Consider the following 14,593-nt stretch of genomic DNA (forward strand, 5'->3'; position numbering starts at 1 on the left):
AGTAAGTTAGCTTTCCTCAGAAGGGATTTTCCTGTTCCTTGGTTAACTTATATCCATAGTATACATACAAATTTTGTTCTAAAAGTGATTGCTTGATGAACAAGTTGCGTTTAAATTTTGACGAAATTGTGAAGAACAGCTTAATAAAAATATTTATCCATTTTATTACGCAAATAAAATCAAGAAAGTGCACTATAAAAGAAACAATGTCGAGAGTTTCTATAAGTCTATTGCAATTCGCTATTTATGGTAAAGACATTATAGTTACTTTTACCTATGATATTTCTGTAGATATAAAAAGAAAGGGGAAAAGATGAATGGATCTAATGAAAATCGGTAAATTTATCGCTGAACTTCGTCATGAGAATAAATTTACGCAAGAAGAATTGGGAGAAAAATTTGGTATAACTAATAAAACAATATCGCGTTGGGAAAATGGAAATTATTTGCCTAGTGTTGAAATGCTTCAAGTATTAAGTAAGGAATTTTCTGTTAGTATAAACGAATTACTTTGTGGAGAGCGGCTCAGCGATAGCAGTTTTCGTCAAAAGGCAGATGATACTATTGTAAATGTATTGAAAAATAGTTCGTTTTCCTTAAAGGAACGATGTGATTTTTGGAAGAATAAATGGTTTAAGGAACATAAAAGTCTGTTGATAATACGTATAATCATTGCTTTAGCAATATGTGGTTGTGGATTGTATATAAACAATCCAATAGCGATAGGATTATCTGCTGGTATTTCAATCGCTGTTTACATTAAAACAAGAAATGAGATGCTTGTTTATATAGAAAGGTATGCTTATGATGGTTCTGGTCAATGAATATATTTTTCATATGGATTATGGAAATTCAATCCTGTAGAACTAAATTATAATAGTTATATAAAGAGAACTAAATCAATAGTAGGAGAATACATATGGTGATAAAATAACCGCATATGCACATTATTTGCTAGTTAATCCTAAGTATCAGGGAGCTGGCGTTGGTACAGAGCTAATTGAGCAATTAAAGAAAAAATATGATGGGTATTTATATTTAATATTGACATCTGAAAATAGAGATATACTTGGCTTTTATGAAAATCGCGGATTTCAAGTGGTTGAAGGCGCAATACCAATGGTGCTTCGAGCAAATGATAAATTATAAGCGTTCTTAATTTCAGGAACAGTTTGAAAATCCATCCTCTCAATGATACAATAAAACTTAATTTAATTATGGATATTATGATACTACACAGGTATTTGGTAAAGAAAAAATAGAGGTGATATAAATGTTCCATATAAATTCGCTTTACATTTGTGTAAATGATATGGACAGGGCAATTGCGTTTTATGAAGACTTTTTTGAACGCAAAGTAAGCGAAAAAGATAGAATTTATAGTGTATTTGAAATAGATGGTTTTAGATTTGGACTGTTTGCTTATCTAGAAATGAATGAAAAACATTTATTTGGTAGTAATTGCTTGCCAAGTGTTAGTGTAAATAATAAATTTAGTTTAGAAACTAAATTAAGCAAGCTGAATGTTGTGTTTCTATTATCAAAGATTGGGGAAAACTGGGTAGCTGAGTTTGAAGATAATGAAGGCAATCATATTGAAATAACTGCACCTGTTGAGTGTTGATGAACGTTACTAAATTAAAAGTTAATGAAGTAGTGAATATTGAAAACTTGAAATTGTAGGTTAGTGAAAATATGATAAAATAATTATAAATTTGAATCTGATGGAGGAGTTATGTTATGTGTTTGACATTTAAAAAAATAAGTGATTTTGAACGTGGAATTTTATATCAGTTATTAATGGATGGTTATTCTTTTGATAATCGATGGAGAGAAAGCTTCGAACAGAATTGGAAAGAATCTGATAATTTTTTTTTTGAAAATCCAGATATTGCAGATAAATGTGGATTCATTACGGTATTAGATGGTAAGCCAATTGGTCATATATCATGGGACCCAAGAAATAGACCAGAATATGTAGAAATTGGACATAACTGTATTGCTTCCGAATATAAAGGGAATGGATATGGGAAAAGACAACTTCAAGAAGCAATAAATAGAATTCTACAGTATAAGGGGCTTAAAAAGATAATTGTAGGTACGAATTGCAATTTGGTCGCACCTCATAATTATGAAAGTGTAGGATTTAAACTTTTACAAAGGAGAAAAAATGAAGGCGCTGCATCATTTTCAGGTGATTATCTAGATTATGAAATGCTACTATAAAATATTGACAAATTCCATCTTGTCGAGAAAAAATACTAACTACATTATTAGTCTAGTATTTTTTTTGTATCCTCAATAAACAACTAAACTAATAGTTAATGCATAATTGAATCTATTATACGCCAAACCAATTTCAGAAATAGTTTGAGAATCTATCCCCCTCAATGTTATAATAAAACTTAATATGAAATTGAATGTATAATGAGGTAAATGAATAGGACAGGTATATTATTTAGGCGGTTCACCTTGCTGTGGGAAAAGTACAATTTCAGAAATGTTAGTCAATAAATATCAATTTCAATATTTTAAAGTTGATGATTATTTAAATGCCTACACCGAAAAAGGTGCAAAAGATGGAAAGCCATTACTCTCTAAAGTTTCAAAAATGACGCTAGATGAACTTTGGTTAAGAAATCCTGATATACAAAATCAAGAAGAATTGGAATTGTATTGGGAGATGTTTGAATACATTTCAGCTGATTTAAAGTCTAGAGCTAATGGAATTCCAATGGTAGCAGAAGGTGCGGTCTTTTTACCGAGAATCATGAATAAAATAGGAATATTTCAAACCAATTATATTTGTATAGTTCCAACAAAACAGTTTCAGTACGAACAATATTCAAAGCGAACATGGGTTTCACATTATCTCAGTGGATGTAGTAACAAAGAACTTGCATTTGAAAATTGGATACAAAGAGATTATCTGTTTGCAAGTGCAGTATTAGAAAATGCGAAGAAATTAGGTTATCATACCTTAGTAGTGGATGGAACAAGAAGTATAGATGAAAATTATTTAGCAGTAGAAAAGTTATTTGATTTGTGAAAGCGAGATAATGGAGCGGAAATTAGGAAAGGGAACATATCGTAATAATATTACAATCCGATTCTACGCCACCCCAGTACATGCCATTCCTAACTATAGTTCCAAGAGCTAAGAATTTTTTTTAATATAAATTTTTAATGCTGTTATTAGTAAATATAAAGTATATATTCCTATTCCAATAAAGAATAGATTGATTACAAGAAATATAATAGATACTCCCGATAGTCCTAACATAAGATGTCCCCCTTCCCCATTACAATATATTCTCCAATATTTTGTCTAGATTAATTATATAATATGGAAATATTTATAACAAGTTATATCTATACAGTTATAAACTAGTGCTAGAAGTCTAGTTCCAAACCAATTTAAAAAAAAGTTTGAGAATTCAATCCCTCAATGCTATAATAAAATTTAATTTAGATATAATATAAAAATTATTTTATAAATTACAAATAATTAAAATTTTTCAACCCCCAATTATACGCCAAAATCGTACCTTCCCCTACGCCACGTTTCAAAAATTACTCCATTTTTACGCCATTTATTTAACGAAATTTAACCCAAATTAACGATATTTAATAACTCATCCCAACAAATATATGATATGATAATCAACAACAACTTTACACCAATTTTCATACGAATCTACAAAACCCTAGTATTTAAGCCATTTTTATACACATAACACCTCACAATACTAACAAATACAAGCTAATAAAGGCAATATATACCCACCCCAAGAAAGGAAACAACCCCCTATGTTCCGTTTATGGTGCAAAATATAGGCGCGAATGGGGGAGAAGTACAGTTTTACTGGGCTTGAGGGGGGATAGGAGGTGTATTACGCCAAAATTACGCCGTTTTTATAAGAGGATTTGAGAAGTGGAAAGGAGCTATACAATCAACAAAGTTGTATCGCTCCTTTTAATATGTAATTTATATCTCATCTATAAATTTAATTATGTCTTTTATCCATTTATTTCCTGAATAGATTACAACGTCATTATCTTCCTCATATGCTTCAAATATATTTTGATATGGATGACAATATACATGTCCCCTATCATTAGTAATAATTACATATTCGCCATGTGATGCCTTGGCAATTGATAACAATTCGCACTCACCTAAATCTTTATTCTTGAAGCATTTTGATGATATCTCTTTTTGCGTAATTTCTCCTCTTTGCAATAGTAATTGTAAATAATCAAAATTATACATCCATGAATAAAATCTATCTCTAATGGATTTTAATATTATTTTAGCACCATCAATTTCTGATATATCTATTAACTCAATTACTTTAAAAACCCCATTTTTAGTACAATTTCTAACGCAAATTTCAATTTCTGCGGTAGACGCATCACTTTTTACTATATAGTAACCAGGAGTTAGTTCATCCATAATCGTTTGTGTAATACATACATTATTATTCAAATCACTACATTTTTTTGCCACACCATATATATTAGAGTCTATTGTATGTAAAAACACATTTGTATCAACTAAATATTTCATTATTTATCTAAAAGTCCATTTCTGAATAATATAGCTTCGGCAGTGGCTGTGCCAATTTTATTGTCTTTTTTTAATTGTTCAACATATTTTTTTAATAAATCATATGGAATTTGATATTCTTTATATTCTTGCAATTCCTCATTTACAACATAATAATCTTTTTGAAAATAATTAGACAAAGTACATCCTAATGCTTTTACAATTTCTTTCTTAACTGTTTTAAGTCTATCCCCGATATTAGACCTATAAAGCATTTTTCTCAAAACATTGTCAAAGCTCAGGCAATATTTATGACATAATTCATCAACTTCGATTGCTAGCTCTTTTCGTTTATCATCTTCCAATAGACCTAATGACATTATTTTATCATAATCCTTATCAATACACTTGGCAGGATATAAAATCTCACTTGCAAACTCATTGGCCTCTTTTTCCTCAGCATACATAGATGCCATATTAGCATCTGTGTCAGAAATAGCTTGACCTCTGTGTAAGAACCAATGTCCTATTTCATGTGCTAAGGTAAAATTCTGATGACCTATTGGTCGTTTATAATTTATACAAATAGTAGTTAGTTCATTGTCTCCATAACCTATAAATCCAGATAATTTACCAATATCTTCTTTAAAAATCAATAAGTTATATTTTTCAATATAATTGCCTTTATCCTCTATTAAGTTAAAAAAATTGCTAGGAAACTCTTTAATTTCAAAAAAATTCCTAGCTTCTTCAACTTTATACATTACATTATTATGCAAAACAAGTATCCTCATCTCTATAATTTAATGGTTAGTATTCCTTGCAAAAAAGTAAAATCGTTCATAAAATCTTGGATTTTCACCTTTACTTTTTTTGAAATTTCATTATCATTTCCTCTATTTTTAGAACCAATTAATAAATCTCGGCTTCGTACAACTTCACTCTTAAAATATTCTGGTTTGCAGTGCAATGCACTACAAATAAAATTTAAATCAAAATCATCAATCTCATCACAAGAAACTTGGTTATCAATTATTGCTTGGATATAGGATATATCAATGAATGTTTTTTCTGACAAAGTAACTTTATCTATTTCAAGTGAATCCATTCTATTTTTTAATTCTTTTCCTATAAACAACATATGAAACACCTTCTTCCCCTATAGTATGATAATCGACTAAATATCATAAAATATAATAGTTTATAATAGTATATATGAAAAAATTAATATTGTCACTAATATTTTCCATATTTTTAATTAAATAAGTAAATGAAATTTTAAATAATTGGTATACTATTATTTATATTATAACATATATTATGATATATATGTTGTTGTTTTCAGTAGTATGCTCAGTATTTTATAATAAATACTTTATTGTGAGTCCAAATCGTTTAAAAGAATTTTAAGGTCTTCAAATTTGTTGATTTGTATAGTGTTTATAATATCTTTCTTTAATACGCTAAGTATTGTCAATGACAAAATATATAAGATGAATACTTCGCTGTCCTCATCTTTTCCGCATTGGTTGTAATAATCATAAATTAAGTTATAGATAGTATCAACAAAAGTTGGACGCAAAGTTAACATCGTACTTATGAGGGGGCTCATTCCTTTCATATCTAATTTAAACGATAGAAATAATTTTAAATCTACTATATTAAAGGTGTCCAGGATTAAGTCGAAATATTTTGTGAAAATATACTTTGTACTCAAATCATCTGTATATGACATAATATCAAATGTGTTATTAGCACGTCCCTTTAAAATGCTATATACAATATAAGAAATATCTTTTTTATCAAGCATGTCAAATAACTCGTTAGGAATTTTTTCAAAAGCTTTTATCGCATGGTTTGCGATTGTATAATCAGAATCCCTAAGGTCTTTTGAAATATCAAAATAGAATTTACATTTAGATTCATTAATATTACAAAGTGATAGTATATCATAAAAATATGATTTCAAAGGAAAACTGTATACTTGGTTCATTTGCAAATAATTACTCGTAAAGAGACCCTTTAAGTAATCTTTGTCGTGGTCACAAACTTGCTGATTATTGAATATTCCTTTTAGTATATTGTGCTTTACAACCGATATATTAATTGGATTTTCACATAGTAAATTACCAATTAATTCTTGAAAATCTTTTTTATAAATATAGCAATGTGAAATGACTTCTGAAATCATATTTTCATAGTTACTTTCATTTTGTATTATTTTAGAAAGCTTTGATAAAGTACGTTTTATATTGACATCTTCAAGATTATCTACAATGCAAGGATTAAAGTTTAGCATTTGAAGATAATTGTCATTACAGTCATCTTTGCAGATTATACTGCCAATTGATTCATTATAATTTATGTTTGGAATATTACTCATATAAGCTAGAAATGCTATTATATTTATACGGTGTGTATTTGTATCAAATGATTCATCAAGAATTATTTTTGTTAATTTTTGAGCTAATGGTCTTAATGCTCTAATATGTAAATATTTTAGTTCGGTTTTCACAGTGTTGCTGATTTCTTCATTTTCTATAATTGAGAAATATGAATTACCTTTTAACTTTTCTATAATTTGTTGGATGCTTTGCTGCCCTAATAAAACAGGTTTGGATGATAAAAAATCAATGATGGTGGAATATACTTCCCGAGCTATTTCAGCAGAACATATGAAGTTACTTGGATGAGCACAGTCATTTCTGATATCAAGGCATCTTTTTATTGCTTTTTCTTCATTGGAATTTAACATATCAATTTTTTCGGATGCACATTTTTCAACAAGGAACTTTTCATAAGGCCTAAGGTGTTTTATTGCATCTTCAATGTCATAATCTAATCTCCGTATGGTAGGATTGCTATTTGCAAGGGCCTTTACTTTTTTATGTAAATCATACATCCCTGCAATCACTGACATAATAACACAAGCTCTATAAGAACCTGCATTGTAACAATTCAAAGCCTCCTTTAAATATTCTTTAATATCATCATAGACTACGCTATTTAGCAATTCTTCCATATCACGTAACATTTCACTCATTTCCTCTCAATATTATTTATACTACATTTCATAAAAAAGTAACTTTATTCCCCATCGCCACCAGTAATTTTACCTTTTGAATCGCTTTTCCCTAATGTTATCCAATAAGAATATCTTTCCTTTAGAAATGATTTTCGCTCTTCCGAGGTATTATTCATCATATCAATTGCTTGCATAAAACGTTGGACTTTGGATAACTCATCAGCACAATCAGCACGATACCTATATGTGGCTGGAATATTTATGATGTTATATTGTTTTCCATAAACACTACTTGATGTAAATTGATAATAATCTCTAATTGGTCTTAATCTATCAAATGATATGATATCAATATTATCATGTCTAGCGGAGGTCCGTTTCCCCGTAAGCAAATCATTATTTTCGTATTCAGCTCTTCTTCCGTAAATTAAAAGAAATTGAGGCTCAAAACTTTTTTTGCTTATTTCATTTGTAATATTAAAATAATCAAAAAGCATTAATTGATTAACTGGTTTATTTAAAATCGCTTTCCATTCATAAATTTGTCCAATTGCTTGGCTAAAATTTGCTGTCAAATTTCCTGCAGTAGTAAACATTTTTTTGCTAGGCTGTTCTATTTCAATAAAAACTGGTGAAAATGTTAAACTATCATTAGCAAGCCATACAAAATCAGGAATTCGTCTAAATGGACCACCAATTTGTGGCTGTGACACTAAGGTATGCATATATGGATAATGTCCTGATTGTCCAAATAATTCTAATGCCCCAGGCACATAAGAGGGGTTTTCTTCAAAAAAAGTTTGAAAAAACTTTTCATCATCAGAGTTATTCAACAGTAGATTTTTATATTCTTCCAACGTTATTTTCTCATATTCATCCCAAGAAATCTCTTTTGGGGCATCTAGTATTAATTCGTACTTCTTTTTAAACATTATAGTTAACTCCTTTTCAGATTAAAATCAAGATAGTCCTCTAGATTTAAAATAAAATATTTCATGTAAACATTAACATATTCATTATGGCGTATATATTACCAAATTTTAAACATAGGTAAATGATTTGCTATATTCATAAAAAAATACAGACTCTCTAAGGGAATCTGCAACAAATAGTATATATTATATTAAAAAAACAAAAGCTCCCTTATATGTTGCCCAATCACAATATATTCCCCAATATCTTGTCTGAATTGATTTTATAACTTTTTTATTTATATTACAAGTTTTTTCGCTAGATTATTAATATCATAGTCGATATATGTTTTAATTGTTTTACTTATCATAGTGGAATATAATGGATTATATTGTGAAAATATAAGTGAAAATAAAGAGTTTAAATAGGACTGATAATTTCAAATGAAATAATAAAGGGGATAGTATGGAAGATATGGGTAAGCTACAAAAACTATGTGACGAAATCGATGATTTGATAGAATCATGCGTTACTTATGATACTCCAGAATTTGTTGCATGGAAGACCCAAGTAACAAGATATTTGTCAAAACAATTTGGTGTAAAAAGTCCAGAAATGACTATTTTTGATAAACGACATTTTCACCCAGGTTCATGGACAAATGATAATCAATTAATAGTTGCTTGTGAAAGAGATTTAAAAACTACAAAATTAGAATTCACTACATATCTTGAAGAAATGGTAACAGAAGATAATAATTACACTGAAAATAAATCCAATGTAAAGACAAAAAAGGTTTTAAATGAAGTTTTCATAGTGCATGGTCATAATGGTGAACTAAAAGAAGCTATTGCACGTCTAATAGAAAAGCAAAATATTGTAGCAATTATTCTTAATGAACAAGCAAATCAGGGTAAGACTATTATAGAAAAATTTGAAGCTCATAGTAATGTCGGAGCTGCAATTGCTATATTTACAGCAGATGATATTGGAAAAGCAAATTCTGAAACAGATTATAATAGTAGAGCAAGGCAAAATGTGGCTTTTGAAGCAGGATATTTTATGGGAAAACTGAATAGAAATAGAGTGGTTATAATTGCTGAAAAGGGATTAGAACTTCCCTCAGATTTGCAAGGTGTTGTTTATACAGATAAAGATAATTGGAGAGTTGAAGTGTTAAAGGAATTAAAAGCAATTGGATTTTCTATAGATTTCAATAAAATATTTGAATAAAAAAGGAAAGGTCAAATGATACTATGGGGAAAATTGATAATTTAGAAAATTACATCAAGCAATGTGATACTTGTATTGAAATGTGTCAAAGAGAAAATACAACAACGTATTCAAAAGAATTACAAGAAAATATAATATCTATTTATGCTGGAGAACTTCCTAATATTAGAGATGGTTTAGATAATTATAGCATGACTCATATGTATGATAATTCGCCAGTTGATTACATTGGAGATATCAAAAAAATAAAGGCTAAATTAATCAATTATAGAGATGATATTGAACTAAAAGAGCAGAAAGAAATTAGAGAATTTGAAGTATTAAAACTTAAACAATCATCATTTAATATTAATAATCAAAATACAAGTACTAATACATTATCAACTACAATCAACATTACTATTGATATGGTTCAAGAAACCATTCAATCATTTCCAGATGATGTATTATCCGCCGAAGATAAAGAAGAATTAGAAGATAAGTTGGCTGGAATTGAAGCTATGGTAAACAAAAATGATAAAGATAAGATAAAACAGAAAATTGGTAATGTATTAAAGTTTGCGCTAGAGAAGGGAACTGACGTGGCTATTGCTATTTTACCTTATTTAGGAAAAGCTGCAGGAATAGCTTTGTTTCAGTGATAAGAGGAGGAAGAGTTTAGAAAAACATGTTGAAAAAGGGGCATCAGTAAAATGAGAGATATAGAGATAGAATTACATGATTTATTTAATAAATGGGAGAAAGAGCAGCTGAAAGCAGAGAATGTAAAAGATTTTTGGAGGGACGGGTTTACTGGTTATAAAACTCCAGAGAATGGGTATAAGTATATATTTATTTTAAAAGAAGCACATACTGATTTCTTAAAAGAAGAGAGTAAAGAAGAGCAAAATAAATGTAATAGTTGGATTAAGCATTTTATTAATAGTGATAAAATAAAAGGAAATTATAGAATGCTATCAATATTGTGCAATTTTGTGAAGTTTATAATGTATTATAATATAACTCATAATGATAATTATGTTGACTATAAAATATCTGAGCAGAGTAAATTATTAAATACCGAAGTTATTTCTAAAGTCGCATACATGAATATTAATAAAATGGGCGGTGGAAGTAGCTCAAATGATAATGAGATAATTGAATATGCAAAAAAATATACTGACAATATCAAAAGTGAAATTGAAATATTATCGGAAAAATCGGATAATGAAAAGACATATATATTCATTGCTGGAAAAAATAAAAGAACAAAATATTTTGAGCAGATAGAAAGATTATTAAATTTAGATATGAACAAATATGAAGTTATAAATATTCATCATCCTTCATGCAGCTTTAAGTATACGGATAATATAAGGTACTATACTGAGATTTAAGAGATAATTAAAAACAACACACAAAAGGGGATTTTGCTATGAGTAAATATGGAGAGGGCCTGGGAATTGAATTAGTTAAAGCCGTAAATAAAGGTGAATTACTAGAACCCGTTACAACTAAGAAAATAAGAGAGTATTGTGAAGTGAAAAATTGGAAGCCTTCTAATAGTTATATAAATGTCTATTTAGCTAATACAGCCGCAGAAAACCACAGTCCTACATATAAGAAGTATTTTGAAAAAGTTGCAGATGGCGAGTATGCAGTAACCAAAGAATACAGATAGGAGTAAAGATGGATAACAGGCAACTTTTGGATAATATAAAGACATACTTAGAAGATAATCAAATAGCTTATGGTAATACATTTGTGTTAAATCAGGCAGATACAGAAAATACATTCTCCGATTATATTAGAGCTTTGATTTATTCATTGCTGAGTGCTAGAACGTCATGGAATAAAGTTGAAGCTAAATTGGCAGAAGTTGATGATTTATTCTTTCAATATGATAAAGATAAGATACTTGAACAAGACCAGGAATATTTTTATCAAGGTATTTTACAACTGAGAATCGCCAGTCAAGTAACGCATAAGCAAATGAAGGTCTTACATAAGAATATTAGAACTTTTGAGACTATTGAGAATGATTATGACAGCTTAGATAACTTTGTTAAAACTAGAAAACCTATTTATATTGCACATATGCTTTCTACTGATTTGCAATACAAATTAGACCAAGTAGGCTTACCACTAGCCTGTGAACTGTTAAGAAATGTTGGCGTAGACTTGATTAAACCAGATGTACATATTTGCAGAATACTTGGTAAAGATAGACTGGGTTATTCTGAAAATCCAACTGCAACTGAAATAGAAGCTTATGAAACGGCTGAGATATTACGTGCTGATACGGATTACCCATTAACTGTAATTGATAGTTTGCTTTGGAATTATTGCTCTAGGGGATATGGAGAAGTCTGTGGAGCAACACCAAAATGTTATAAATGTGTGATTAAAGAAAGATGTAATAAATAAAAAGCAAGTATGGTTAATAAGTAAAATTGCTTATATTATTTAAAATATATGATATACTAATAAAAATAACAATTCGAAAGGGGATAATAATATAATGCTTGAACCTATCACTGCAAAGAATAAGATTGAAGTTAAACCATCAGAAATAGGTGCCAATATATATGATTGGATTGAATTAATTATAGATATAAATGGAGTTACAGATAATGATATTATAACCTTGCAAAATGATATAGACAGTATATTTATTAATAATAAAGATATGTATGTAAAAGAAGAAACTGGGTTAAATGAATTTGAAATAAATAATTATATTAAAAGAAATCTTGGAGAGATATCTCCTGCAGCTAAAAAACGTATGATTGAAAGAGATGTTGTTACCAGATACTCAGATATAGATAATTCTAGAATAGTTACTATTTCACGTGCATACATAAGTGTGAAATTATTTTATGTAATCAATCATAAGCTAAAGGATAATATTGTGTTAATTCAAAGAATAAGTGAATGCTTTAACAAAATAGCATTTTATGATATTCTAAGGGTTACTTTGATAAAAGTAAATAAAGTTGTATGTACTTCACTTTATAAATTATATCAATGTCTAAATAGATTTATGTTTGGTGATGTTGGATATAGCTTAAGCAGAAGAGGGAAAAAAGTTGATGTTGCATTTACAAGTGTAAATAGTGAGTTTGAATGTAATTTTAGTAACTATGTTATAAATAAAAGTATTAAGCAAGGTATGTTGAATGAAGATAAAAGAAAATTTGTTTATGAAGGAATATTGGGAATGCAAGGGTCGTATGAAAGTAATGCGTTTGAGGATGTTGAAGTTAATAAAAAATTTGTTGAATTAAATGATATGTTTTATTTGATTTTTCTTGAACATATAACGAGTTCTTTTTTACTTGATATGATAAATGGAGAAACAACAAAAGTGCTAAGGGGGTTCAAGAAAAATGGGATTAAACAACAACTGGGAAGAGATATCGAAAAGACCTGAAAAGAAAGTTGAGATATCAAATTTTAAGGTTAGTGAAAAATGTAATAATGCAATAAAAAGGGAAAATGTTACTGATGTGTATAAATTAAATAATATTATGCGATTTAATCAAAAAGGATAGCTAATGAGGAATAGAAAATTTACTTTTTTAGATGAGATTCAAGATTTATATATATCAATATATTTAATTGGCTACGAAGTAGAAGGGGAAAGTTGTATATTTATTTTACATACTAAAGTCCCTGAGAAAAAAATATTATATTCGATAGTAATTGATTGTTATGAAAACACTGAAAGTAATTGTACAATTGATATTTTAGAAAAACTAGAGTTAAAAAATAAACTAGATATGCTTATATGGACACATCCACATGATGACCATACAATAGGGTTAAATAAAATTATAAAAAGATATTGTGATAAAAACACTAAAATTATTACTTCAAATATATTAAATCACCCTAATGGTTATTCTGATATTTGTATAGAATTAGCAAACCAGATTAATTCAAAATGTTATAATAAATCTAAAAATAGGTGGAATGTGAATTCCGCTGCGAATTTAGGATATGGTTTACAAACGATAGAATTTACGAATGCAAGTGGTTTAATTAATAATATGAAAATTAAATGTATATCACCAGTTTCTGAAATTGGACTTGTACAAGGATTAAACAAAAAAGTGGATTTGAATAAAATATCAATAGGGATAATTATACAAATTGAAAGAAATGAAAATAGGCTTAATTTTATGTTCACAGGGGATATGGATAAGCAAACAATTGCAGCAATTGTAAATGAGCAAGAAGATGAAGAAATTCCGTTTGTATATAATTTAATAAAATTGCCACATCATGGTAGTACATATTCTAGTAATTTGGTTAATTTATTAAGAAAGGAAAGTAGGTCGGAATTAGCGGTTACAACCGTTTTTAAAAAAGATTCGCTACCTACAAAAGATGCAATAGATATATATAAAGATTATTTCGAAGATATCAGATGTACTTCAAGTCCTTTTGATAGATTATGGGGCACTGGAATGATTAAAGTTGAATATGACATCGGTTTAGAAAAGTCAGAAGTTAATACATATGGAACTGCAAATAAAATTTGTTGAGATTAAGAGTTTACATAAATAAAAAGGCTATGTTTTTCCATAGCTTTTTTATTTATGTAAACTTGTTGTCATAGTTGAATAATAAATATTCAATTGCTATTATTCAGATAACCGAATATAATTAAAACATAATTTTAAAGGAGGTTTTGTTATGGAATATATGACCACAACAGAAATATCCAGTGCCTGGGGAATATCGGCACGAAGAGTAGCAGTCCTTTGTAAACAGAACCGAATCGAGGGTGTGATTATGAAAGGCAAGACATGGTTAATACCATCGAGCGCCATTAAACCAGATGATTATAGAAGAAAAGATACTGTAAAGTAACAATACAATAATATTTA

General features: G+C 28.6%; 19 protein-coding genes. 14 read left to right on the plus strand and 5 right to left on the minus strand.

Annotated elements, in window-relative coordinates; all coding sequences use genetic code 11:
- Positions 1 to 317: 317 nt before the first annotated feature.
- From BMY18_RS12455 to BMY18_RS12475, 5 genes are all read left to right on the plus strand, one after another.
- Positions 318 to 824 (plus strand): helix-turn-helix domain-containing protein, encoded by a 507-nt coding sequence (locus BMY18_RS12455; protein WP_092454498.1) that lies wholly within the window; start codon positions 318 to 320, stop codon positions 822 to 824.
- Positions 825 to 930: 106 nt separating this feature from the next.
- Positions 931 to 1,149 carry a GNAT family N-acetyltransferase gene (locus tag BMY18_RS12460; protein WP_092454500.1) on the plus strand — a complete coding sequence of 73 codons (219 nt, stop codon included), beginning with the start codon at positions 931 to 933 and terminating at the stop codon, positions 1,147 to 1,149.
- A gap of 124 nt (positions 1,150 to 1,273) precedes the next feature.
- On the plus strand, positions 1,274 to 1,624 hold the full coding sequence (locus BMY18_RS12465) for a VOC family protein (protein WP_092454501.1): 351 nt from the start codon (positions 1,274 to 1,276) through the stop codon (positions 1,622 to 1,624).
- Between the two features lie 116 nt (positions 1,625 to 1,740).
- Positions 1,741 to 2,226: a GNAT family N-acetyltransferase gene (locus BMY18_RS12470; protein WP_092454503.1), complete on the plus strand. Its 486-nt coding sequence runs from the start codon at positions 1,741 to 1,743 to the stop codon at positions 2,224 to 2,226.
- Positions 2,227 to 2,500: 274 nt separating this feature from the next.
- A complete protein-coding gene (locus tag BMY18_RS12475) occupies positions 2,501 to 3,049 on the plus strand; it encodes a hypothetical protein (protein ID WP_092454505.1) in 549 nt (182 codons plus the stop codon).
- 939 nt (positions 3,050 to 3,988) lie between these two features.
- On the opposite strand, the gene BMY18_RS12480 is transcribed toward BMY18_RS12475, so the two are convergent.
- The 5 genes from BMY18_RS12480 to BMY18_RS12500 form a co-directional block, all read right to left on the minus strand.
- Positions 3,989 to 4,570, minus strand: a complete 582-nt coding sequence (locus BMY18_RS12480; protein ID WP_092454508.1) for a hypothetical protein — start codon at positions 4,568 to 4,570, stop codon at positions 3,989 to 3,991.
- On the minus strand, positions 4,570 to 5,328 hold the full coding sequence (locus tag BMY18_RS12485) for an ImmA/IrrE family metallo-endopeptidase (protein WP_092454510.1): 759 nt from the start codon (positions 5,326 to 5,328) through the stop codon (positions 4,570 to 4,572). The genes BMY18_RS12480 and BMY18_RS12485 overlap by 1 nt, the downstream gene beginning before the upstream one ends.
- Positions 5,329 to 5,345: 17 nt before the next feature.
- Complete coding sequence (locus tag BMY18_RS12490) at positions 5,346 to 5,690, minus strand: hypothetical protein (RefSeq protein ID WP_092454512.1); 345 nt, start codon at positions 5,688 to 5,690, stop codon at positions 5,346 to 5,348.
- Positions 5,691 to 5,924: 234 nt separating this feature from the next.
- Positions 5,925 to 7,592 carry a hypothetical protein gene (locus BMY18_RS12495; RefSeq protein WP_139197279.1) on the minus strand — a complete coding sequence of 556 codons (1,668 nt, stop codon included), beginning with the start codon at positions 7,590 to 7,592 and terminating at the stop codon, positions 5,925 to 5,927.
- Between the two features lie 44 nt (positions 7,593 to 7,636).
- Complete coding sequence (locus BMY18_RS12500) at positions 7,637 to 8,506, minus strand: Shedu anti-phage system protein SduA domain-containing protein (RefSeq protein ID WP_092454516.1); 870 nt, start codon at positions 8,504 to 8,506, stop codon at positions 7,637 to 7,639.
- Between the two features lie 445 nt (positions 8,507 to 8,951).
- Between BMY18_RS12500 and BMY18_RS12505 the strand changes: the two genes are divergently transcribed.
- The 9 genes from BMY18_RS12505 to BMY18_RS12540 all read left to right on the plus strand — a co-directional run bounded on the left by BMY18_RS12505 (position 8,952) and on the right by BMY18_RS12540 (position 14,576).
- Complete coding sequence (locus BMY18_RS12505; RefSeq protein ID WP_092454518.1) at positions 8,952 to 9,719, plus strand: TIR domain-containing protein; 768 nt, start codon at positions 8,952 to 8,954, stop codon at positions 9,717 to 9,719.
- Positions 9,720 to 9,742: 23 nt separating this feature from the next.
- A complete protein-coding gene (locus BMY18_RS12510) occupies positions 9,743 to 10,360 on the plus strand; it encodes a hypothetical protein (RefSeq protein ID WP_092454520.1) in 618 nt (205 codons plus the stop codon).
- A 51-nt stretch (positions 10,361 to 10,411) separates the two neighbouring features.
- Entirely contained in the window at positions 10,412 to 11,095 is a 684-nt protein-coding gene (locus BMY18_RS12515) for a hypothetical protein (protein WP_092454522.1), read from the plus strand.
- A 38-nt stretch (positions 11,096 to 11,133) separates the two neighbouring features.
- The gene (locus BMY18_RS12520; RefSeq protein ID WP_092454524.1) at positions 11,134 to 11,379 is read left to right on the plus strand and encodes a hypothetical protein; all 246 of its coding nucleotides are present in this window, start codon (positions 11,134 to 11,136) and stop codon (positions 11,377 to 11,379) included.
- Between the two features lie 8 nt (positions 11,380 to 11,387).
- Positions 11,388 to 12,125: a hypothetical protein gene (locus BMY18_RS12525; protein WP_092454526.1), complete on the plus strand. Its 738-nt coding sequence runs from the start codon at positions 11,388 to 11,390 to the stop codon at positions 12,123 to 12,125.
- A 94-nt stretch (positions 12,126 to 12,219) separates the two neighbouring features.
- Positions 12,220 to 13,131: a hypothetical protein gene (locus BMY18_RS12530; RefSeq protein ID WP_092454528.1), complete on the plus strand. Its 912-nt coding sequence runs from the start codon at positions 12,220 to 12,222 to the stop codon at positions 13,129 to 13,131.
- Positions 13,088 to 13,252: a hypothetical protein gene (locus BMY18_RS21080; RefSeq protein ID WP_170841395.1), complete on the plus strand. Its 165-nt coding sequence runs from the start codon at positions 13,088 to 13,090 to the stop codon at positions 13,250 to 13,252. Before BMY18_RS12530 ends, BMY18_RS21080 begins: the two co-directional genes overlap by 44 nt.
- Positions 13,253 to 13,255: 3 nt before the next feature.
- On the plus strand, positions 13,256 to 14,248 hold the full coding sequence (locus BMY18_RS12535; RefSeq protein WP_092454530.1) for a ComEC/Rec2 family competence protein: 993 nt from the start codon (positions 13,256 to 13,258) through the stop codon (positions 14,246 to 14,248).
- A gap of 151 nt (positions 14,249 to 14,399) precedes the next feature.
- The gene (locus tag BMY18_RS12540) at positions 14,400 to 14,576 is read left to right on the plus strand and encodes a MerR family transcriptional regulator (RefSeq protein ID WP_092454532.1); all 177 of its coding nucleotides are present in this window, start codon (positions 14,400 to 14,402) and stop codon (positions 14,574 to 14,576) included.
- Positions 14,577 to 14,593 lie beyond the last annotated feature (17 nt).

This window comes from [Clostridium] fimetarium, assembly GCF_900111235.1.
In the GTDB taxonomy this organism is placed as follows: domain Bacteria; phylum Bacillota; class Clostridia; order Lachnospirales; family Lachnospiraceae; genus Clostridium_N; species Clostridium_N fimetarium.